Below are 22,699 nucleotides of genomic sequence, written 5' to 3'. Positions count from 1 at the left end.
TTAGCTTTCCAATGCCGCTACCCCAGGAAGCACCTTTCCTTCCATATATTCCAGCAAAGCACCACCGCCTGTAGAAACGTAGGAGACCTTGTCTCCATAGCCCAGATTGTTGACTGCAGCGGCAGAATCCCCACCGCCAATCAAAGAAAACCCTCCATTTTCAGTCGCTCTCACTACCGCCTGCGCAATGGTATTGGTGCCTTTAGCAAAGTTGCTCATTTCGAAGACGCCCATTGGCCCATTCCAGAGGATGGTTTTGGAGCTTTCAATGATTTCTGAAAACACTTCACGAGATTCCGGTCCAATGTCAAGCCCCATAAATCCTTCGGGGATGGCATAGTTATCAGCGATCTGTGTGTTGGCATCATTAGAAAAATTGTCCGCAACAATCGAATCCTTTGGCAATTGTAAATCCACACCTTTTTCTTTCGCCTTTGAGATCAGCTCCTTAGCAAGGTCAAGCTTGTCTGCTTCTACAAGCGAGTTCCCGATCTGTCCGCCCATTGCTTTGAAGAAAGTGTAGCTCATTCCCCCACCAATGATCAGGTGATCCACTTTGTCAAGTAGCTGCTCTATGATCATGATCTTGTCTGAGATCTTGGCGCCACCCATAATTGCTGTAAATGGCTTCTCCGCTTTATCAAGAACTTTTTGGGCATTTTCAAGTTCCGCCTGCATCACATATCCGCAACATTTATCTGCAAAGAATTTTGCTGCAACAGTGGTAGATGCATGTGCTCTATGAGCCGTACCAAAAGCATCATTTACGTAGATGTCACCCAGCTTGGCCAGCTTTTCAGCGAAAGCTTTGTCACCGGCCGTTTCCTCTTTGTAGAATCGAACATTTTCCAGGAGAAGTACTTCGCCACCTTTCAAACCAGAGGCTAAGTCACCCGCAGATGCCCCAATACAATCATCTGCAAATTTTACTGGCATACCCAGTTTAGCACCAAGATTAGGTACAATATGTCGGAGTGAAAATTTATCTTCCGGTCCATCTTTTGGTCGCCCAAGGTGGGACATCAGGATACAAGAGCCACCATCATTCAGGATTTTTTTGAGCGTGGGTATGGCGGCATTAATTCTGGTTTCATCAGTCACCTCCATCTTGTCATTTAGAGGCACGTTAAAATCTACTCTGATCAAAGCCTTTTTTCCTTCGAAGTTGTAATCCTGAATGGTTTTCATGCGAGAATTTTTAGAGACCGCAAACTTAGCCAGCTTATTGAAAATTGAACAGGAATTTGGCAAGTGTTACAAGTCCGATAAGCAAAATAAGAATTAATGCCAGACGCTTGAATTTCTCTTGTGGTATGTAAGCAAGGATACGCTTGCCAATAAATGTGCCTACCAAACCAATGATTAATAGGAAGGGCACATAAACCAAATCATGCGAGTGTATATAACCATTTTGATAGTAAACCACCGTTCTGGTGAAATCGATCATAAAATCAATAAACGCAGAGGTTGCTATAAACACAGATTTCTCTAGATTGAAAGCAGCCATCGTCAATCCCCGAATGGCTCCACCAGTACCCAAAAGTCCTGCTGTAAACCCGGAAAGTGATCCCCCGATGATTGAATTTTGCTTGCTTGCAGATATTGTAAGTTTCTTGCGAATGAGAAAAATCAGGCTGAGAATAATAAGGAAAATGCCGAGGGCAATTTCCAAAATAGGGCCATCTACAAACTTTGAAAGCGCTCCACCAAGGATGACAAAAAGTACAGATGGCAACCCGATGTAGAGAAGGAGGAATTTGTCAATTCCATGTTTGAAAAGGAAAATCTTGCTAAGGTTGCTGGAAAGGTGAAAGATGGCCGTAAGCCCCAGGACGGAATAAAAATCAAAATAGAAGTTAGCAATCGGGACAAAGAAAACAGAAGATCCAAATCCACCAATAGTACCAATGATTTCGGCTAGCAGGGCGAGGAGAAGAAAAATATAGCTTACTTTCATCTAAGACTATTTGATATGAAGATAGCAGATGCCTATAACTTTATGTCTACTGATGTGTTGGTTCTTGGAAATAATTGAAGTTTTATGAATCGAATTTTCCCCATACTCTCACTGCTTGTTGTTCTTTTTGTCAATTTTTTAGCTAACTACCTCCCAATCGGAGGCAGGACAACCGGTGAGGTATCTGAAGCGTACCCGACGCTTTTTACCCCGGCGGGATTCACATTCTCCATTTGGGGGCTGATCTACACCCTGCTCATTACTTACGTCATTTATCAGCTTCTTCCCAGCAATAGGGACAATAAAGTATTTGACCGGATCAACCGGCATTTTGTAGTCAATTGCTCGGCCAACACCTTGTGGATTTTTGCGTGGCATTATGAATTGATTACTCTGTCGCTAATCCTGATGGTGATAATCTTAGCATCACTGATTGGAATATATCGTCACATCCTGCCGGGTAAAGTGAGCGGATTCAGGGACCGTTTGTTCATGCGAACTCCCTTCAGCCTTTATTTTGGTTGGATTACCGTTGCTACACTCGCAAATATCAGCGTGGAGCAGTCGGTGATCGGGATGGACAATTGGATCATGACCAAAACAGTGTGGGTGTTTGTGGAGCTTGCCCTGGCTGGTGCTATTGCCACAGTGATGGTAATCCGCTATCGCGATCCGATTTTCGGAGGGGTGGTGACATGGGCTGCTTACGGAATCACACAACGGCAGATGGATACACCGGAAGTAGCCGGAGCGGCGGCCGTCGTTATGATTTTGGTATTGGTGATTCTGATTATTGAGGGGATACGGGGATTGTTCTTCAAATAGCTACTTCGTTCGCTCGATCGTGAATTGAACCAAATCTTCGAGCGAATTTCGGTATTTGCTTTCCGGGAGGGTCTGCAGGATGTCTTTTGCTTTTTGATGATAATCCTCCATCACTTTCATAGCGTATTCAATGCCGCCGGAGGCTTTTACAAAATCGATCACTTCATGAACCAGCTTTGGTTTTTTCTCTGCCCTTTTCACAAGTTTCTTTATTCTCCTTCTTTCCAGCTTGGAGGCTTTGTTCAGAGCGTAGATCAAAGGAAGAGTCATTTTCTTTTCCTTAATGTCAATACCTCTGGGTTTCCCAATCTCAAAAGTGCCGTAATCGAACAGGTCGTCTTTGATCTGGAAAGCCATGCCCACAGCCAGACCAAATTCACCCATTTTCGCCACCATTTCTTCATCTGCACCTGCTGAGGACGCCCCCACTTTGCAACATGATGTGATCAGACTTGCTGTTTTTTGACGAATTACGTCATAGTAAATATCCTCGCTGATATCGAGTTTCCGAGCTTTTTCCATCTGTAACAGCTCGCCTTCACTCATCTCCTTTACAGCCTCGGTGGTGATTCTTAGTAGATGAATGTCATTATTTTCCATGGAGAGGATAAGGCCCCTTGAAAGTAGAAAATCGCCAACCAATACGGCAATCTTATTCTTCCAAAGCGCATTGATAGAGAAGAAGCCCCTTCGTGTATTTGCGTCATCCACTACATCGTCATGCACAAGTGTGGCGGTATGGAGCAATTCAATCAATGATGCGCCCCGATAGGTGGATTCGGTGATCTGGCCAGTAGCACCAGCACTTAGAAAGACAAACAAAGGCCGCATTTGCTTACCCTTCCTTCGGACAATGTACCCGGTGATCTTATCGAGCAACATCACCTTGCTTTTCATCGATTGGCGGAATTTTTTTTCAAATTCCTCCATCTCAATGAAAACCGGAGATTGTATATCTTGTAGTTTCAGAGCCATTAATCACTTAATAAATCTGAATACCTTTTGGGTAGAAGGTGAAATTATTTGCATTAAATAGACTCCTTGAGGAAATGTCTCAATGTTTAACCTGTAGTTCAACTCGTTTTTTACAGTACTATCAAAATGGATATTGCCATTTATGTCATAAATTCTAATTGAATATTCACTTCCAATTCCTTCAATATTTATGTAGTCTCTGGCTGGATTGGGATAAATCAATATGGGCTTTTCTGAATTTGTTGACGTAACAATCCCGTCAAAATAGTTTGAGGCAAATTCATACGACTGTACACCAATTAGTTTTCCAATTTTTCTTCCGGGTATATCATCAGCAGGTGGATGAATACCACCCCATATTCTTGACAGACTACATTGATCGGCAGCATCCTTGTAAGTAGCCCATTGAAGAACCACGTCCACACTTGGGCCTTCTTCAAACACCAAAAATTCATTTTGTGGCGCCTCAAACTCACCTAGACCACCGGGGAAATATTCACTACCTGTCAAAAGCGATAATACATTCGCTGCTGCTTGACTATATGTAGAATGTCCTGAAACAAATCCTGCAAATGGAGGAGTAACAAACGAAGGTCGTTGGTATGGCCACCAATTTTCGGCTAATATCCATCCAACCCCTGCTTCGTCAACTTCTGGGTCGGAAATATAATCGGGGCCCCTCCAAGCATACAATTTTATTTTATTGACATTCTCATTTTCATCTCCAGCTAGCTCATCTCCCTCTTCGACGAGTTCAATTAATCCCTCAACTAGTGGTATACCAATTTCACTGTAGTTTGGAAGTGCATCATCAGTAGACTGTCCCTTGTCGCACATATATCTAATTGCAGAAATAGGTCTAACATAATCATACCATCCTTTAATGCCCCATGATGTAACCGCTACATCATGCATTGTGCCTCCTAACAAGAAGTATGACTTTACGTCCCATTCTAGCTTGCTGACGATCTCGCCCTGCCCTCCAATTTTTCTAACATGAAGCGGGTGATCATTGACATAGTTTAAGATAGTGAACCAATGTCCAGGGGGTGTCTCCGAACTAGGCCCATCGGCCCAAAACTCTGCTAAAACACGTGTATAATCGCCACGAGGGACTATTTGTTCTTCATAAGGTTGACCTGTAATTGGATTTGTTGAATGGCCCTGACTTGCATCGCCACCATCAATCAGATCATAAAAATCGGAATATGTTTCAAAGGACTCGGGTAATGTTGAAATGTTACCAATAGATTTTGGAGAAATATCCCACATTACCCCATCTGAAGGATCCAAGTGCGAAGACCAAATACTAACTAATGAAAATCCCCATTTATAGTATTCACCTGAAGATTGACCCAAATATGGTGGATCTCCAGGATCTAGGTATACTTTAAATTCATTTGAATTCCTAGAATGACTAGTATATTGATCATCACTTAAAGAAAAGGGATCTACGTTTCCCCATTCTGGACTTAAAAAGGGAGGAGTTGATCCAGGAATCTCATTTCCTGACTGATCAATGAATGTTTCCAATGTCAATGGTTGCCATCTATTAGGCTTTTCCATATTTGGATTACCCGGATCATCAACTACCAAGGGAGGGTTAACTGGTTCATAATATAGATTAGCATAGCTATTTTGTTCGTTTGAACCATCTTGTAACCCATATTCAATTATGCTTTTAGCAAGATAATTTCCGAGTTCTGCAGGAGATCCACCTTCATAGTCAAATGAAATGTTTGTCTTATCATAACCCAATCGATCCATCAATGAGTCAGCCTTAAAATATATTTTCTCAGCTCCTGGAGATTGGGAAAATCTATGACGAATTAACCTATAACAAGCATAACTCAATATTTCTTCTCTTGCCACTTGTTTTGATACTTCATATTCAATGCCTTCAAAAGGAATGTGAAAACCATTAATTGTCCTTCCAAGAAAATAAGGTAAAGCTGTATCATCAAGTACTGCCCAGCTATCATACATTGCGGCAGAAATATGAAATAAGTTCCTTGCATGAACAGTTGGTCTGGCAAAATCATTTCTTATCGATTCAAGAAGAATTTCATTCCATTGTCTTGCAACAGAATGTTGGCTATAAGTCAAAACAGGAAGAAGCAATAGCAAAGTGGACTGAATTAGTCTTTTCATAGTAGCAGTTGTTATTGAACCATCAAAACTATCAAAATCAAGTTATCTTTCCGCCAATTTCTAAAACAGGTAAATGGGTAGAACGAAAGTCAGGTATTCAGAAATTATTCCGAATAAGAGTGAGTGGCCTATTGTAAAACTGGCGCGGGAAAGAAAGGAATTTATCGAAGAGGTCACTTCAGAGACCTACAATCACTTGGTTAGAGGAAAAAGCGGCTCTCTCCGTGAGGAGATCGAAACCACTATACATAGGGAAAAGCTGCGAATGAAGGCCAATCCTTGGAAAGTAGACCCACCTAACGAGAGAGTATATTGGAAAGGCATTCAGGCCAGATTGCTCGAAATCAATCCTGACGATAAGGAGGAAGCCAGAAAGAAGGAAGAGGAAATACTCAAAGAAATAATCCAGCGATATTCCACGGAAATATCCGGCAACTTCAAGAAGTCTGCTTATCGCTTTGCACAGAGCTTCATCACTTTTGGTTTCGCACGGTTGCTCAATGCCGCCAGAGTGAAGGGGCTATTGTCACTTTTCAGCCGTCAGCTCGATTTGGATGATAAGCTGCACATCGTAGGTGAAACCGAGCACATCAGAAACCTGGCAAAAAGAGGCACAGTAGTGATGGTGCCTACTCATTTCAGCAACCTCGATTCTATCCTGATTGGATGGGCTATCCAGCATTTGGGCCTGCCACCCTTTATATATGGAGCCGGCTTAAACCTTTTCAATATTAAACTCCTTGCGTACTTCATGAATAGCCTGGGGGCCTACAAAGTAGACCGGCGGAAGAAAAACCTAATTTACCTGGAGACACTCAAGACGTATTCGCGAAGTGCCATTGAGCGAGGGTGCCATTCTTTGTTTTTCCCAGGGGGCACCCGGTCTCGTTCGGGAGAGATTGAAACCAGGCTGAAAGTAGGGCTTTTGAGCACAGCCATCGAAGCACAACGTGAGATGTATCAAAAAGCCAAAGATGGAGAAGAAGTGAAGAAGGTTTTTATAGTCCCGGCAGTCATCAACTATCATTTTACATTGGAGGCCCCATCGTTGATAAGGGAATATTTAAAGCGCACAGGAAGGGAACGATACTATGTGGAGGCCGATGAATTTTCAACTTCATACAAGCTTTCAACCTTCATGTTCAAATTCTTCACAAAAGGATCAGATATATCTGTCAATATCGGGAGGGGGATGGATATACTTGGTAACTATGTGGATCATGAAGGAAATAGCTTTGATAAGAATGGAAACCCGATCAACGTCAGGGACTATTTCCTTAGAGGAAAAGAAATCACTGTAGATGCTCAGCGGGAAAATGAATATGTGCGGGTGCTGGCCAATAGGATTGTGGAAGAGTATCACAAATACAACCGGGTGTTTGCGAGTCACCTGGTAGCTTTTACAGCCTTCAAAATGCTGGAGCGAAAGAACCCCAAACTGGATTTATACCACGTACTGAGGCTTCCCGATGAGGACTTGATCCTTGATTACGAAGAGTTTAAAGCCAACTTTAAGAAGCTGAGGAACAGACTCGAGAAACTGCATAAAAAGGGACAGGTGGATATGGCAGATCATATGAAGGAACGTGCAACGGATGCAATTCAGCATGGGTTGGATAATGTGGGGCTCTACCACGACCAGCGTCCTTTGGTGAAAAAGAAGGACAAGATCATCGTGCAGGATACCAATACCCTATATTACTATCACAACAGAATGAATGGCTATGGGCTCGAAAGATACATCTGAAACCATAGGCGTTATTGGAGCAGGCAGTTTTGGGACTGCCATATCCAATATTCTGGCCGAAAATAACTCACATGTGATTTTATATGTGCGTGATCCCGAAAAAGCCAAAAGGATTGCAAAAGAGCGCATAAGCTCAAAGCAAAAGCTCCACGAAAATATTGAGGTTACGAATGTGCTTGAGGAGATTCCTCAGCGATGTGAAGTTATTTTCCCGATGGTGCCATCTGCCAATTTCCGGGATATGATCATCGAGCTGGCTCCTCATCTGAGACCCTATCATGTCCTGATTCACGGAACGAAGGGGTTTGATCTATACGTTCCAAAAAAGCAGAAAATCGACAAGAACAACCCACTCACCAGAGAGCACGTCAAAACCGTGTCAGAGGTGATCAAAGAAGAAACCTCTGTCCTCCGCGTAGGATGCCTGGCAGGACCAAATTTGGCTCGTGAGTTAGATCAACGGAAGCCAGCGGCTACCGTGGTTGCCTCACACTTTGATGAGGTGATAAGGATTGGCCAGCGGCTGCTCAAAAATGACCGGTTCATGATCTATGGTAGCAGGGACCTGATAGGGATCGAGCTATGTGGTATTTTGAAAAACATCATCGCAGTGGGTGCTGGTACCATCGCCGGAATGAATCTGGGTGAGAATGCAAAGTCACTCTTTATCAGCCGGGGCTTGGTGGAGATGGTGTACATCGGTAAGGCTCTGGGGGGCAATGCCCAGGCGTTTCTGGGATTGGCCGGAGTGGGTGATTTGATCGCCACGTGCACATCCAATCTGAGCCGCAACTTCACCGTAGGGTATCGCCTGGCCAAAGGGGAGACACTGGATCAGATCATCGAATCGATGGATGAGGTGGCTGAAGGAGTAAAGACCATCAACATCGTGAATCAACTGGCGGAATCGTATAAAGTAAGATGCCCGATCACTGAGACTTTGTATGGCATCATCCACAACCAGCGAACCATTCAGGAGGCGCACACCTACCTGATGAACTTCCCCTTTAGGGCTGAGATTGATTTTTTAGATCCTATAGAAGATTAGCTCTGGAGTGCGCTTACCCGCTCTTTGAGGGGTGGGTGAGAGTAGTGCACGAAAACATAGGCCGGATGTGGGGTGAGGTTGGATAGGTGATCGGCACTCATCTTCTTCAAGCCTGTGACCAACGGTGTGGCATCATAGGTTTCTTTAGCAAAAGCATCTGCCTCATATTCATTCTTCCGTGAGATCACATTGCCGAGAATTCCAAGGATCGTGGAGATGGGAGAGTAAAGGATTCCAAAAGCGAGGAGGTTTAGGTGAAGTGCTGAGGTCTGCCCACCCATTGCCCAGCTTACCTCTGCGCTGTAAGCCATTCTTGAAAATAGAAATAGCATAAATCCCATCAACCCAATGCTGAAGATCGTAGTGAATAAAATATGCTTCTTCTTGTAGTGACCAACCTCATGGGCAAATACGGCAGTAAGCTCCTGAGTGGAGTGCTTCTCCACAAGTGTATCGAACAATACTACCTTTTTCTTCTTCCCCAGCCCACTAAAAAATGCATTGCCCTTGCTGGAGCGTTTTGATCCATCCATGATGAAAATATTTTTCAGTGGAAAATTCACTTTGTCGCAATAGGCTTGAATGGAAGATTTGAGTTCACCCTCTTCCATGGGCTTTAGCTTGTTGAAAAGAGGTAGGATAAGGGAAGTGTAAAATAAGTTAGCGAAGAGTACAAAAGCAGCCATTACCGCCCAGAAGTAATACCAAAAGTCACTGCCAATGGCATTTACAAAATAGATAAGCACACCAAGAAGCAAACCCCCAAAGATCGCTGTAAGTACGTACCCTTTGATCTTGTCGAGTATGTAGGTTTTGGCTGTCATTTTGTTGAAACCATAGTTAGCCTCTATCACAAAGTTTCGGTAGATGGAAAAAGGGGTGTTGACCAGGTCCGAGATGACATATAGTATACCGAAAAAAATCAACGGCGAAACCAGGCTCAATGGGGAGAAAGTCCTGATCCATTGATCGAGCATACCAAACCAGCCATTGTAGATGGCCAGAATTAAAAGTACGAAACTAAAGGTGGCCGAAAAGGTACCAAACCGAGATACCTCAGCATTGTATGCTTGAGACTTAGCATATTTCTCTTCGTCATAGATTCCTGCAAGTTCTTGAGGGATTGGTTTTTTAGCACTTTTTCTGTTCAGGAAACTTAGAATCCGCTCAAGGGTAAAATCGAACGTGATGATTGCTAATAGGATAGTGAAAATGGTTTGCTCAGTCATAAAGCAAATGTAATTGACTGAGCTACTAAAAAATAAACGGAATCGGGCACTTCAGTCTCCTCACATCTGCCGCCGGCTTTAGCGGATCGCCAAGACTGAATGAATAGGCAATGCTGATTTCATGTGCACCACCAGTGCCTATACCAAGATCAGAAAGGGTATAATCAAAGCTGTATCCGAACGTGGTGCGATTGGTTTGCAGGCCAAGCATGAAGATGATGGATTCGTTATTCACCACTCCATCCGTATTTTTAATTGGCAAACCCCTGTACCACAAGCCCACCAAAAGTGGATCAATGGTAAAATAGGCTCCAATATCCAGTTGATCAAAATCTCCTTGCGTGCGGTAATTGAAACTAGGAGTGATACTTCGTTCACCTAGCCCTGTTCTGGTAGTTCCGGGATTTAGCGGGATCCGATACCCCCCGTGAATGGAAAATCTTCTTGGCAGTGGCGCATCTCCTCCGGCTATGCTTTGATTGGGCTCCAGCACATGGTGCATGGCCGCTCCAATCCACAGCGCCGGGTTGTACAAAACCCCTCCAAACGATAAGTCAAAAAACCGCGTATTCAGTCCGGTATCAAAAATTTCCTGTGTAGGGTTGCCATTCAACCCCGTTGGTCCTAGCTGATCGCCGAATATGAGCTTGTCAAAGTCCAGGTCCTGAAAAGTATAGGCCGCTTCCACACCCGGCCGGAAAGTCCAGTCATAGTTGATCTGAAGCTGGTAAGCATACTGCAATCCAATGGTCGTTGATTTCAATCCTGCTGATCCTGCCTTATCTGTTGTAAATATCAAACCCGCACTGCTGTAGTAATCTTCAAAGTGGTAATCGAAATAGGCAGAGAACGTCTCAAAATTAGCATCCAGATTGGGCCACTGCGTCCGATAGTTTATACCCATACGCCCCTTTTGGTTGATCCCCACTAATGCCGGGTTGAGGTACAAAGGCGCTGCATAATACTGGGAAAACTGAGGGTCTTGCGCCTGCAAAGTGTTTCCCTGAAAGAGCGCACCAATGATTACAATGAGTGAAAATACCTTTCTGATCATGCAGAGTGTTTGATTAGAAAATCATTGAGCAAATTATAATAATTAATACAAATCGGCTTAAGTTTTGTTGAGTAACGTACGTAATCTAACGACAACTTATGCGTTGAAATTTTAAGTCGATCCATTAGGATAAATCAAATATGGCGTTTCACTATCCAAAGTTGTTTACATTATCAGGGAATAACACTTGAATTATTCGGGTTAAACCTATTTTTACGAAGTTGTGTGTATGAACAAGGACATCCTTATGACGTATCTCCCCTATGGGTCTGCATGGCGCAGACTGTCACTTACTGTCCTTCTTACCGTTTCTGCACTCGTTCTCCACGCTCAAAATGTAACCGAGACCAGATGGTATTTTGGTAATTCTGCCGAGAATCTGGTGTTTGACCGCAATGGTCGTGACGTGTACTTGCAGGATGATCAGTTCACCCCTTTCGGAAATGCCGGTGCAGTGACGATCACAGACCAGTTCACAGGCAACCTGCTTTTCTACACCGACGGGGTAAACGTCTATGACGTGTCTCATTCAGTTTTGCCGGGAGGAGCCGGACTATCAGGTACTGCCACTATCAATATGCCGGTGGTTACTTGTCCGGTCACAGATAATCCGGGTCAGTATTATTTGTTTACCAATTCCGGGTCTGCAGGAGTGAATGAAATCCAGTACACCATTGTGGATGCCACGATCCAGGGGAATGGATCGGCGCAATTTCCGTATGGTGATGTATTTGGTGCCACGAATAATGCCACAGGTTTGATAGACCCTGCCGAGGGAATGTTAATCATTCCGGCAGGTGACGGAGAGCTGTTTTGGCTGATTTCGCAGGATCGCACAACATTTGAAATTCGTGTTACGCAAATTGACGGTGGGGGAGTTGGAGCAACTACCAACTATGATTTCACCGACGGAACCACGCCCGGATTTGAAGCTGCTCACTTTGCTTTTAATGCAGACTCAGCGCAGCTGGTGATGGCCCCCAGGCTGGCCAACCGAAATATTTGGCTGATGGATTTTGATGCAACGACCGGACTTTTAGCAATGGATACCACCTTGACAGGCTCAGGATTTAATGATGATCAGGGAGAGTCTGTCTACGATGTAGAGTGGTCAGGAGATGGTTCCAAATTGTACCTTTCAAGATTTGGTAGCAGCGGCACCACCGGGCAATTGTATCAGATCGATTTCAATGATACGTTACGCACGGTCAACCCTGTTTTGCCTGCACCGATATTCAGAAGCTTTGGATTGAAGCGAGCGCCCGACGATCGCATCTATCACCTCTATCAGGAAACCAATGGGTCTCCTTTCAACCTGGGTCGAATCAACCGACCTGATAGTACAATAGACTCAGTGCAGTATCAAGCTATTGTTTTTCCAGATGATTTTAGTGCGCAGCAATTTCCAGAGTTTACCCCCGGCTACAATTTCACATTTGACACGCTCAATTTCTATTGGATAGACAGTTGTGAAACCAATATCACAAAGTTCTTTCCCGTGGTTGAGCCAGTTCCAAATAATCTGATTTGGGATTTTGGAGACGGTGGAGGCAGCAACGGATGGATCCCGAATTATCAATATCAGGCAGCAGGCGGATACATGGTAAGCCTCACTGCAGAGGTGAATGGCATCACTCAAACCATTACTCAACCCGTGGAAATATTGACCAACAGCCTGATGGTGGATTTGGGGAATGACACGACCATATGTGTGGATGAGATTTTGACACTGGATGCCGGCACAGGAAGCTCCTTTGTGTGGAGCACTGGGGAGACCACCCAGACCATAGATGTGGATACGCTCGGAACGTATTGGGTGGAGGTCACAGATGCCTCGGGATGTACCGGATTTGATGACATTGTAGTGACAGAATATGGGGTGGCCAACCAAACTTCAAACCAATGGTATTTTGGCGAGCAGGCGGGTATTGAATTCACCAATGGGCCGATAGCGATTCTAGATGCAAATCAGCAGGATGCGTTGGAAGGTTGTGCCACCATTTCTGATGTCAATGGAGATTTGCTTTTTTATACCAATGGCGTCACTGTCTGGAATAAGGAGCATGACGAAATGGTGAATGGTGATGGAATAGGAGGTCAGCGCAGGTCTGCTCAAAACTCTCTGATCATGCCATTCGGCGGTGATCAGACTATGTTTTACATCTTCACTACCGAGCGAGTGTATGGCGATGATGAATACGCACTCCGATATTCCATTGTTGACATGAAAGAAGATCAGGCCCGTGGAAAAGTGATTGTGAAGAATGTGATGCTAATGGATAATAGCACTGAGCGTATCACAGGCTCGGGATTTACCGGTAGCGACCTCATCATGGCTCATGAATTTGGTAACAATACCTTTAGAGGATATCAAACGAGTGCTGCTGGCCTGAGTGGTGCAATCTACTCACCAGCAGGGGAAGTGCATGACTTTATGGATGAGTTGAGTGCGACAGGATATATGAAGATTTCTCCATCGCTTGCTCAGATTGCAGTCAATATTCCGGGCACTAACCAAGTGGAAATTCTCGACATCAATCAGGGGGAGGTTTCCAATCCACGATTGATTGATACCGGAGAGAATAATTTGTATGGCATGGAATTTTCCCCAGGAGGTCTTAGACTTTATCTGACTACTTCTTCGGGCTCATCCAAGTTGATCCAGTATGATTTGGATAGCTTGAACTCTGCCGATCCGGCAGGCGATATCTCAGCCACCAAGTTTGACGGATACCCCCAAGGCTCGGATTATGGGGCGCTGCAGATAGGTCCGAATGGAGTGATTTATATGGCAGTTGATAATTCAGGTACGCTCGGGACGATCAACTCCCCTGATGGAGATGATGCTGCTGCCGGTTTCAACGCCACAGGCTTTGACCTTTCCGGCAGGACCAGTCGATTGGGTTTGCCAAATTTTGCACAAAACCAGACCCCACCACTTCAGCAGCCAAGTATGTTGATTTCCCCTGCCTGTGCAGGACAGCCTACCGCTTTTTCTGCAACAGGGCGAGACCCGAACAACCAGATCGAAAACTACTTATGGATATTTGGAGATGGCACCTCTGCCCCGGTGCAGGACACGACGCACGTATACAATACCCCCGGTACATATACTGTACAGTTGGTGCTGAGCAACCGGTGTGATGTGGACACCACTTTGACGCAGACAATTACCGTAAACAATATTCCAGAGAGTCCGACAGTGCCAACTGACACTGCCCTATGCGATCAGCCTATTGTGCTTACTGCCTGGCCGGTGGACAATCCGGAGTTTTCGTATTACTGGAGTACCGGAGATTCCACAAGGCAAATCACTGTTTCCGAGCCGGCAATCATTGATGTCGCTATCATCAATACGGTAACGGGTTGCAACTCCGATACACTGACAGTTTTCCTTGCAGATGCCAGACCAGATGTGGATTTAGGAAATGACCGAACGCTTTGTCAGAATACTCCTGCTGTGACGCTTGATGCGCAGGTAGCAAGAGGCACCTACTCCTGGGCCATTGATGGAGTCGTGTTAGGGTCAAATAGGACTTTTGATATTGATACTTCAACACCGGGAATATTCGAGTATACAGTGGAGGTGACCAATAGCTTTACCTGTGTGGGTAGAGATACCATTCAGGTCACGATTTTAGAAGCACCAGATATCACCGTAGCTCCAAATCCAACAACCGGATGCGGTAATGATGACGGAACAATTGACATCAACTTTAATTTGGCGGGAAGCTTTTCTTATCAGCTTTCAGGCCCCTCTGCTTTTGGTCCTGCCAATTTTGACGGTCCGGGAGCAGCACCTACCATCACCTTATTGCCACCGGGCAATTACAACCTGACTGTCACAAACCTTGTGACCGGGTGTAATTATCTAGAAGTAGTTCAGGTTGAGGATCTTCCAACTTTTGCTTTATCAGGCAATGCACCAAACGCCTGTATTGGAGATGGATTTATTGATATCAACTTTGGAGGGGTAGCTCCTGCGAATTTTGATTTAACAATTGATTATGAGGATGGATCAAATGTTGTAACTACCACATTAGTGTCGCCTCATGCCAATCCTGTAGCATCTAGCCTAGACACAGGGAATTACTTTATTATAGTGGAAGAAATCGGTGGGGCAGGATGTATAGAAACAGAAGAGGTTAGAATTCAACTTCTAAATCCTCAGCCTGATTTCACCTTTGATGCAATTCAGGAAATATGCGGAAGTCAAGGAATGATCGAAATCACTGATAATAGCGGAGCAACATATGATTGGACACCTATAGCCGGAATTGTAGGGCCGACAAGTGGATCGACCATTATCGTAGATCAGCCAGGTACTTATACAGTCACTGCTTCTGGTGCCGGTTTCTGTCCAAGATCTGAAGATATTGTTGTTCGCTTCAACAACGATCCTGTAGTCAATGTGAGCATTGATGGAGATGTCTGCGATGGCCAGGTGACTCTTGTAGCAAATGTAACTGGCGGTAGCGGCAGCTACATCTTCAACTGGAATGACGGTGGACAGGCCATGCAACGAACGGTGACAACTTCAGGAAACTACAATGTGATCGTTACCGACCAATTCACAGGCTGTGAAGTGACATCAGGGGATACGGATATAGAAATTCAACCGGAGTTTGATGTGTTTATGTCCCTGGAGCCCGATTGCGAAAACAATGGAAGTGTTCTGGCAATCGCCACCACTAATTATTTCAGTCCGTCTGTTACATATGAATGGCAGGGGCCTGATGGTAGCACACTCGCAGAAACTGACTCCATTTTGGTGATAACCCAGTCTGGCAGGTACACGGTAATTGCAACGAATGAGACAGGTACATGCATGGCCACCGACGCTTTGGATGTAGCAGTAGTGCCTATAAATCCCGAAGATTTGCAGCTCCCGGAGCGTGCAAGCTTCTGTACTGGTGATCCGGTAGACCCAACTGTGGATTTAGATCCGGGAATCTTCAATACCTATGAGTGGAGGCTGCTTCCTGATGATGCGGTTATTTCCACTGAGCAAATATTAAATGTTTCCACCGAAGGCACATATGAAGTGACCATTTACAATGGATTTACCTGCATCATTGACAGGGTAGAGGTAGTACAGGACTGCCGTCCAACCATCGTTGCACCAAATGCATTCTCACCAAATGGAAACGGCATCAATGATGAGTTTTTTGTCTACCCGAATGACTATGTGGATGAGTTTCAGATATTGATCTACACCCGATGGGGAGAGCTTGTGTACACGTCCAATAATCAGGACTTCCGGTGGAATGGTATCTACAAAGGAGCACTTCTCCCGCCGGGCACCTATGCGTATATACTCAAATTCTCCAGCTCACTTGCGCCTGAGTTAGGAACTATCGAGCAGTATGGAGCCGTTACACTTATTAGATAAATGAGCTACTTCGACGATATATACCACAGGCTTTTTGGGAAGCCGGCTTCCCCATCCAGGGTTTTCGTGAATGAAATCATAAAAAGAAGCCAGCCTTTCCTGGATCAATTCCAGGCCTGGAAAGCTTCTGATGTGTGCGAAGAGTTTTTGAATGACTTGTGGCAATCGTATTTCTGGCGGAAAAAGGGGGTAGACAAAGACCCGCAGATGGTTTTGCTGGAGTCTGCATATAGTAATGGATTTGCGATTTCATACGAGGAAAAATATGGGAAGAGCAATTTTCACTACCTATTCGATCACCTGGCGGAGCAGGTGAAAAAGCTGGATTATCGATTAGTGCTGAGCCGACATACCATGCAGGAGAAAGGGGATGTGGTGGAAATGAAGGAGATGCATTACCTGAAACCGAAACGTGGATTCGTAGAGCCGATTGATCAAAAGTATGGGAATGTGCAGATTGAATACATCGAAGAAAATGATGAGCCTACCCGTATCAAACTCATCGCAAATTCGTATCCAGACAGGAAATACAAGGAGGCACAGGATTTCGAAGAATTGGCTCAGTATATTTTTTCATTACAAAAAAATCACAATTAATAAAGACATGAGAGTATTAGCATTATTTACAGTTCTGTTTATTGGAACTTCATCATTTCAACCTGCGGAGGCACAAATCCTTCCTACCAAGTTGAGGATCACCGTCATAGACGGGCTTGGCAATTTTGTGGAGGGAGCATCGGTTTCCATTTATGAGACGGAAAAGGACTATCTGGCCAGCCAAAATGCAATAGCCACTTTAAAAACGGACAAAAAAGGACGAGTGACGTTCTCAGATGTCAAGCCAATATCTTATTTCGTAGAGGCAAAATTTGAAGGGATGAACAATAATGGCGAGGGAGTGAAAACCAGCGAACTGGCGGAGGGCAGAATCAACAAAGTCAATACCGTTATTGAATAGCAGGTGAAGAAGTATTTTCAGGCACTTCTCGTCTTCTGCTGTGTTGGAGTATCCACGCAAAAATTCAATCCACATTATTCAATCCACATCTCAGATGAACCATCCGAAATAGAAGGAATGGAAGATCTGATGGGAAGGAGTGAGTATTTGACCATGCTCACCGCTGACCCCAAAACAGGATTGGTGCCTGAAGGTATTCGCAGCAGGGAGCTGGCTTTCGATCTTAAACTTTCTCAGGAAACAGCGCGGTTTCGAACCCAGCAACTATCCATTGAATCAGCAGGGCCAACAAATGTAGGTGGGCGAACCAGGGCGGTAGCTTACGACGTGCGAAATGAAGATATAATTTTGGCCGGAGGGGTCTCAGGAGGCATCTGGAGGAGTACCGATGGAGGGATTTCCTGGACAAAAAAATCACATCCAGAAAACCGGAATAGTGTCACCTGCATTGTGCAGGACATTCGCCCCGGCAAAGAAGATGTCTGGTATCATGGAACGGGTGAGATAGTGGGCAATTCTGCAAGAGGGGGCTCGGCTCCTTTCAGAGGGGATGGTATTTATAAGTCTACTGACAATGGCGAAACCTGGAACCCGCTCCCATCCACGCAGGATGCCGAACCCCATGTATTCAATAGCCAATTTCAGTATATCTGGGATATTGAAATCAACCCAACTAATCTTCAGGAAGATGAGGTACTGGTGGCTGCCTTTGGCGGCATCCTTCGCTCAGTGGATGGGGGTGCCACCTGGGAAGTGGAGCTTGGTCAGGAGCTCTTCAATCAAGATGAGGGGGTAGACCTTAATGAGGGGAATGCTTCATTTTATACCTCTATCGAACGATCAGATAACCATGTTTTCTACGCCACACTATCTACAGAAACTTCCACAGACCAGCTTTCTCCTGATGCCGGGATCTTTTATTCATTGGACGGACAAAACTGGGAAGATATCACACCTTTTACGGCAGCCTCACGATATAGAAGGATTGTCATTGGTTCAAGCAAATCCAACCCAAACATTACTTACTTTTTTGGAGATGCAAATTCGGCAATAATCCTGGAGCATGATCTAAGCCTGGTTGGACCTTTAAATAAGGGCTATGTTGCACCTTTCGAAAGAGAGCTCCCCGATTTTGAAGAGGAACTGGGCGTCATTGAGACGCAGGGCTCTTACAACATGATGATCAGGGTACATCCCGATGATCCGGATATCGTATTTGTGGGCGCAACCAACCTGTTTCGGTCTACAGACGGATTTAAAACAACGGAAAATATTGATTGGATTGGAGGCTATAATCCTGAGGGTGGAAGTGGAGTCTATCCCAACCACCACCCAGATCAGCATGACCTGCTATTTCTGCCGAGCAACCCAAATGTGGCCCTGTCAGCAAGCGACGGTGGGTTGATCCAAAGCGATGATATCACTGCAGATTCTGTAAAGTGGGAAAGCAGAAATGAGGGATTTATCACCTCTCAGTTTTTCACCATTGCGCAATCCAAAATAGCAGGTGACCCCACCATCATCGGTGGGATGCAGGACAATGGAACCGATCTTTCCCCCAATGGCAGCCAATCGTGGAAAGGGATCATTGGTGGAGATGGTGCGTATGCAGCTACATCTAAAGACAATTCCCTGTGGTTTTCATCATTTCAGCGAGGACAGACACTGCGGCTTACACTCAATGAGGATTACAGCCTCACCTCTTTCGGGAGGGTTGATCCGGGAGGGTTGGTTGCAGATGCAGGCTCACTCTATTTGTTTGTAAACCCGTTTGCATTAGATCCCAACAATCCAAACAGGATGTTTTGTGCCGGAGGCAATCACCTCTACTTCAACCAAAACGTATCGCAGATTCCCAGTGGCTCACAGGTGCCATCCAGTCTAGGGTGGGAGCGGGTGAATGAGAAACCAGTCCAAAACGGATTGATCAGTGCGGTGGAGGTTTCGCTGGATGGAAGCACCGTGTATTTCGGAACGAGCGGTGGGCAGATTTTCAGGTTGGACAATGCGAATGACCGCTTTGCTTTCTCAGTATCGGAAATAGCGATCACTAATCTTGATTTTGTGGAGGAGGGTTACGTTTCCTCCATTGCTGTGAACCCGGAGAATAGTGATCACATTTTGGTCGTCTTTTCCAACTATAATGTGCCTTCCATTTTTGAGAGTACGGATCGAGGGGAGAGCTTTGAAGATATAAGTGGTAATCTGGAGGAAAATCCGGATGGCACTGGAAATGGCCCAAGTGTCCGGTGGGCAGAGATCATCCCCAAAACAACAGGAAATTTGTACATGGTTGGGACGAGCGTAGGGCTGTATGCATTGGAGGATTTTTCAGAGCCCATTACCTGGATCAAGCAATCTCCTGAATTAATCGGAAGCTCCATTATTCCCATGATGGACTATCGAGCGAGGGACGGCCGCCTCGCTATTGCCACTCATGGCAATGGGATTTTCACTACCCAGATACCGGGTTATAAAGAAATAGTACCTGAGTCGGTTGCAGGTGAGTCATTCCAACTTATAGCGGCTTATCCAAACCCTTTTGATGCGGATACCAGAATTGAATACACCCTGCCGGAGGATGGAGAAGTACGGATTGATATTTTATCTCCACGTGGTGATTTGATCAATACCATTCTTTTGGCACCCCAATATGCCGGGAACAATTCAGTGACCTGGAATGGCACCACACCATCCGGCACCACACTGGCGAATGGTATTTATTTCTATCGGATCAGGTACAAAGGTCAATCCAAATCCGGTCGGATTCTTTTGAGGCGCTAGCGCAAACTCAAAACCAAGAGGAAGTAGGCAATCACCATCACCCAAAAGTGATAATTCACAAAGTTTGGTATGATCCCTAAATCCATTAGAATGACCAAAACGGCCATTAAGATTGATACAATTCGAAGGGTATTTCTCGTGCGACTTGTCATTGATATAGGTTTTAGACTAAAATAGCGTGAGTTCAGGATAAGAAAAAAGGAAACACCTAAAATCCCCTCCTCGGAGGGGTTGGGGTGGGTACATATAGAATGTTTTCCTTTTTAATAAAAGTTTTGGTTTTTATTCCTAACTCAAATTAAGAAATAAGTATTTCAAACCCACATGGCAAATAAGTTTGGATGACTAATCTTTGCACCCTCTTAGATACAATGGCAGAGATAGGATCCGATATCGATAAAGCGGCAGCAATACTGAAAGCTGGTGATGTGGTGGGGATACCTACGGAGACGGTGTATGGCCTGGCGGGAAATGCACTGAATGAGGAGGCGATCCTAAAAATCTACCATGTAAAAAATCGTCCGAAGTTTGATCCACTAATTGCCCATGTGGATTCCATTGGGAAGGTTGCTGATTTGGTAAAGGAAATACCGATGGACGCTCAAAAGCTGGCTGATCAGTTTTGGCCGGGTCCACTCACCATTTTGCTGGATAAAAAACCTGAAGTGCCCGATCTGCTCACCTCCGGATTGGATCGTGTGGCAGTGAGAATCCCGAATCATCCGCTTACTCTGGAGCTGCTTGGATCAATTGATTTTCCTCTGGCGGCACCCAGTGCCAATCCATTTGGGTATGTCTCGCCTACCAGCGCCAAGCATGTAGAGGATCAGCTTGGCAAAAAGATCCCCTACATCTTGGATGGTGGGGATTGCAGGGTAGGGTTGGAATCAACGATCATAGGTTTTGAGGAGGGAGAAGTCATCGTATACCGATTGGGAGGCACCAAGGTAGAAGATATTGAGGCTGTGGTAGGTAAGGTGAAAATCAATGTAAACATGAGTTCGAATCCGGCTGCCCCCGGTATGCTCAAGTCGCACTATTCTCCGGGCAGGAAGCTGATCATTGGTGATATCGTTGAGAATCTGAAAAGTCATGATCCAAGCACAACCGGCATCATTTCATTTAAGGACATTCACAATGTACCCGAAACCAACAGGGCTATTTTGTCCCCATCTGGCGACATGGATGAGGCAGCCCGCAACATCTTTTCGGCACTCAGGAAAATGGATCAGGCGCATATCAATGTAATACTGGCGGAGTTTGTCCCAAATGAAGGATTGGGGAAGGCTATCAATGACAGGCTGAGAAGGGCATCTGCCTGATCAGTAATCCTCCTTATACACCTTTTCGAAAGGCGTCAATTCACCATTCGAGTTGATAAAAATGGTATAATCAAAGCTTTTGCTGGATTTGAGTGCAGCGTCGTTATCATCGTGTTTGATCAGTGTGGCGGGGTTCGTTTTTAGCAGCTGTGGATAATTGAAATTGATTCTTTTCAGATCGCTCGATATGATCATTTTATTGAAAAGTGCCGAGATTTTAATGGTCATGACTTTACCATAAAGTGGTGAAAATGTCAGATTATCCAGCTTATGAATAGAGGAGCCTTTGGTGGCATGTCTCATACCTATCACACATAAAATGCCTTCATCAGGGTTGGCCTCTGCCAGCTCTTCAAACTTCTGATATATCAGGCGGTCGCGAAATTTGTAGTTATTGTTGGGGTTGGTGTAATCAAAGGTGAGCCCATCATCCATTTCCAGGATCATGGTGGCAAACTTCACAAAATCATCCCCGAAGAATTCAGAGTAGGTCTCACTTTTTCGTTCCAGTTCATTGATGGTGGTGAGCACGAGGCTTTCCACCAGATCACGGTCATAATAGTACATCACCGACAGTCCCTGGTAAGATTCCCGGTGCGAGCGGGTTTCCTCAAAAATCAATTTGAAAGTGCCGAGCGTGCCGGAAAGTGATTCGGGGATTTCTTTATCTCCAATCATTTCATTGATGACGAAGATGGCCGCCTCCATTTTATACTCAATGTCAATGCTCTCCACCCGCACTCGTTGCTTTTTGGGTAGTGATTGGTTAAAGGCCCGCAGATCTTCAAAAAACTGCCAGTTTTCCTTCCCCCAAAACATGGTATTTCTCACGATCTGTCTCAGAGTGGTCGTATCTCCTGAATCCAGATAGCTGTTGACCATGTGGGCCACACTCGCACCTTGCTCGATTGCCAGGATACGCACATTGCCTTTTTTGTGAAGGTATCTCAGCACCTTCATGGTTGCCTTTGGAACCGATCGGATGTTGTGCCAATGTTCGGCCAGAACGAACACCTGATTGCTGTCAGGCTCTATGAGCTCAAAGCCATCGAAGTTTTTATCGTTTTCGATACTGATGGGGCGGATGTTGGGAGTAGGCTGAGCGGCCAACCCTCCGAAAATCAATAAACCCGCAAAGACTAGATCAAACCTTCTTTTCATTCAACCGCTGCAACGATAGCTGTTTGGTGAAATTGCATAAAATGTACCAAATAACAGTCTCTCGTGAACAGAAAAGACATGCCCGGTAAATGAGCA

The 22,699-nt window shown here is 45.0% G+C and carries 16 protein-coding genes; 8 read left to right on the top strand and 8 right to left on the bottom strand.

Annotation, left to right across the window (positions count from 1 at the left end; genetic code table 11):
* Positions 1-1,188 (bottom strand): phosphoglycerate kinase, encoded by a 1,188-nt coding sequence (locus RLN88_RS08910; protein WP_350221045.1) that lies wholly within the window; start codon positions 1,186-1,188, stop codon positions 1-3.
* Positions 1,189-1,222: 34 nt separating this feature from the next.
* Positions 1,223-1,957 carry a sulfite exporter TauE/SafE family protein gene (locus RLN88_RS08905; RefSeq protein ID WP_350221044.1) on the bottom strand — a complete coding sequence of 245 codons (735 nt, stop codon included), beginning with the start codon at positions 1,955-1,957 and terminating at the stop codon, positions 1,223-1,225.
* A gap of 84 nt (positions 1,958-2,041) precedes the next feature.
* Here RLN88_RS08905 and RLN88_RS08900 point away from each other — a divergent pair, with 84 nt between their 5' ends.
* Positions 2,042-2,782, top strand: a complete 741-nt coding sequence (locus RLN88_RS08900) for a TspO-related membrane protein (protein ID WP_350221043.1) — start codon at positions 2,042-2,044, stop codon at positions 2,780-2,782.
* On the opposite strand, the gene RLN88_RS08895 is transcribed toward RLN88_RS08900, so the two are convergent.
* A complete protein-coding gene (locus RLN88_RS08895) occupies positions 2,783-3,757 on the bottom strand; it encodes a polyprenyl synthetase family protein (RefSeq protein ID WP_350221042.1) in 975 nt (324 codons plus the stop codon).
* A 3-nt stretch (positions 3,758-3,760) separates the two neighbouring features.
* Positions 3,761-5,908, bottom strand: coding sequence for a T9SS type A sorting domain-containing protein (locus RLN88_RS08890; RefSeq protein WP_350221041.1), 2,148 nt, complete (start codon positions 5,906-5,908; stop codon positions 3,761-3,763).
* A gap of 73 nt (positions 5,909-5,981) precedes the next feature.
* On the opposite strand from RLN88_RS08890, the gene RLN88_RS08885 reads away from it, so the two are divergent.
* On the top strand, positions 5,982-7,655 hold the full coding sequence (locus RLN88_RS08885; RefSeq protein ID WP_350221040.1) for a 1-acyl-sn-glycerol-3-phosphate acyltransferase: 1,674 nt from the start codon (positions 5,982-5,984) through the stop codon (positions 7,653-7,655).
* Positions 7,633-8,703 carry an NAD(P)H-dependent glycerol-3-phosphate dehydrogenase gene (locus tag RLN88_RS08880; RefSeq protein ID WP_350221039.1) on the top strand — a complete coding sequence of 357 codons (1,071 nt, stop codon included), beginning with the start codon at positions 7,633-7,635 and terminating at the stop codon, positions 8,701-8,703. Before RLN88_RS08885 ends, RLN88_RS08880 begins: the two co-directional genes overlap by 23 nt.
* On the opposite strand, the gene RLN88_RS08875 is transcribed toward RLN88_RS08880, so the two are convergent.
* Together RLN88_RS08875 and RLN88_RS08870 are read right to left on the bottom strand one after the other, a co-directional pair.
* Entirely contained in the window at positions 8,700-9,932 is a 1,233-nt protein-coding gene (locus tag RLN88_RS08875) for a M48 family metallopeptidase (protein WP_350221038.1), read from the bottom strand. The genes RLN88_RS08880 and RLN88_RS08875 overlap by 4 nt on opposite strands.
* 25 nt (positions 9,933-9,957) lie before the next feature.
* Complete coding sequence (locus RLN88_RS08870) at positions 9,958-10,986, bottom strand: PorP/SprF family type IX secretion system membrane protein (protein WP_350221037.1); 1,029 nt, start codon at positions 10,984-10,986, stop codon at positions 9,958-9,960.
* Between the two features lie 229 nt (positions 10,987-11,215).
* On the opposite strand from RLN88_RS08870, the gene RLN88_RS08865 reads away from it, so the two are divergent.
* From RLN88_RS08865 to RLN88_RS08850, 4 genes are read left to right on the top strand one after another with little or no spacing between them, the layout of a single operon-like run.
* Positions 11,216-16,378: a PKD domain-containing protein gene (locus RLN88_RS08865; protein WP_350221036.1), complete on the top strand. Its 5,163-nt coding sequence runs from the start codon at positions 11,216-11,218 to the stop codon at positions 16,376-16,378.
* A complete protein-coding gene (locus RLN88_RS08860; protein ID WP_350221035.1) occupies positions 16,379-16,975 on the top strand; it encodes a hypothetical protein in 597 nt (198 codons plus the stop codon). It abuts the gene before it with no gap.
* Positions 16,976-16,982: 7 nt separating this feature from the next.
* Entirely contained in the window at positions 16,983-17,336 is a 354-nt protein-coding gene (locus RLN88_RS08855) for a carboxypeptidase-like regulatory domain-containing protein (RefSeq protein WP_350221034.1), read from the top strand.
* Positions 17,337-17,339: 3 nt separating this feature from the next.
* On the top strand, positions 17,340-20,120 hold the full coding sequence (locus RLN88_RS08850) for a FlgD immunoglobulin-like domain containing protein (protein WP_350221033.1): 2,781 nt from the start codon (positions 17,340-17,342) through the stop codon (positions 20,118-20,120).
* On the opposite strand, the gene RLN88_RS08845 is transcribed toward RLN88_RS08850, so the two are convergent.
* The gene (locus RLN88_RS08845) at positions 20,117-20,272 is read right to left on the bottom strand and encodes a hypothetical protein (protein ID WP_350221032.1); all 156 of its coding nucleotides are present in this window, start codon (positions 20,270-20,272) and stop codon (positions 20,117-20,119) included. The genes RLN88_RS08850 and RLN88_RS08845 overlap by 4 nt on opposite strands.
* Before the next feature lie 219 nt (positions 20,273-20,491).
* Between RLN88_RS08845 and RLN88_RS08840 the strand changes: the two genes are divergently transcribed.
* Positions 20,492-21,442, top strand: a complete 951-nt coding sequence (locus tag RLN88_RS08840) for an L-threonylcarbamoyladenylate synthase (protein ID WP_350221031.1) — start codon at positions 20,492-20,494, stop codon at positions 21,440-21,442.
* Here the strand turns inward: RLN88_RS08840 and RLN88_RS08835 are convergent, their stop codons facing one another.
* Complete coding sequence (locus RLN88_RS08835; protein WP_350221030.1) at positions 21,443-22,603, bottom strand: TraB/GumN family protein; 1,161 nt, start codon at positions 22,601-22,603, stop codon at positions 21,443-21,445. It lies immediately after the preceding gene.
* Positions 22,604-22,699 lie beyond the last annotated feature (96 nt).

The sequence above is a fragment of the Ekhidna sp. genome (genome assembly GCF_040223195.1).
GTDB lineage: Bacteria > Bacteroidota > Bacteroidia > Cytophagales > Cyclobacteriaceae > Ekhidna.
The sequence above is the reverse complement of the archived record's forward strand: the minus strand, read 5'-3'. Positions and strand labels throughout refer to the sequence as shown.

Excerpts from the sequence above, each read along its gene's own strand:
- RLN88_RS08910 (WP_350221045.1), bottom strand. The coding sequence starts at position 1,188 with ATGAAAACCATTCAGGATTACAACTTCGAAGGAAAAAAGGCTTTGATC.
- RLN88_RS08905 (WP_350221044.1), bottom strand. The coding sequence starts at position 1,957 with ATGAAAGTAAGCTATATTTTTCTTCTCCTCGCCCTGCTAGCCGAAATC.
- RLN88_RS08900 (WP_350221043.1), top strand. The coding sequence starts at position 2,042 with ATGAATCGAATTTTCCCCATACTCTCACTGCTTGTTGTTCTTTTTGTC.
- RLN88_RS08895 (WP_350221042.1), bottom strand. The coding sequence starts at position 3,757 with ATGGCTCTGAAACTACAAGATATACAATCTCCGGTTTTCATTGAGATG.
- RLN88_RS08890 (WP_350221041.1), bottom strand. The coding sequence starts at position 5,908 with ATGAAAAGACTAATTCAGTCCACTTTGCTATTGCTTCTTCCTGTTTTG.
- RLN88_RS08885 (WP_350221040.1), top strand. The coding sequence starts at position 5,982 with ATGGGTAGAACGAAAGTCAGGTATTCAGAAATTATTCCGAATAAGAGT.
- RLN88_RS08880 (WP_350221039.1), top strand. The coding sequence starts at position 7,633 with ATGGGCTCGAAAGATACATCTGAAACCATAGGCGTTATTGGAGCAGGC.
- RLN88_RS08875 (WP_350221038.1), bottom strand. The coding sequence starts at position 9,932 with ATGACTGAGCAAACCATTTTCACTATCCTATTAGCAATCATCACGTTC.
- RLN88_RS08870 (WP_350221037.1), bottom strand. The coding sequence starts at position 10,986 with ATGATCAGAAAGGTATTTTCACTCATTGTAATCATTGGTGCGCTCTTT.
- RLN88_RS08865 (WP_350221036.1), top strand. The coding sequence starts at position 11,216 with ATGAACAAGGACATCCTTATGACGTATCTCCCCTATGGGTCTGCATGG.
- RLN88_RS08860 (WP_350221035.1), top strand. The coding sequence starts at position 16,379 with ATGAGCTACTTCGACGATATATACCACAGGCTTTTTGGGAAGCCGGCT.
- RLN88_RS08855 (WP_350221034.1), top strand. The coding sequence starts at position 16,983 with ATGAGAGTATTAGCATTATTTACAGTTCTGTTTATTGGAACTTCATCA.
- RLN88_RS08845 (WP_350221032.1), bottom strand. The coding sequence starts at position 20,272 with ATGACAAGTCGCACGAGAAATACCCTTCGAATTGTATCAATCTTAATG.
- RLN88_RS08840 (WP_350221031.1), top strand. The coding sequence starts at position 20,492 with ATGGCAGAGATAGGATCCGATATCGATAAAGCGGCAGCAATACTGAAA.
- RLN88_RS08835 (WP_350221030.1), bottom strand. The coding sequence starts at position 22,603 with ATGAAAAGAAGGTTTGATCTAGTCTTTGCGGGTTTATTGATTTTCGGA.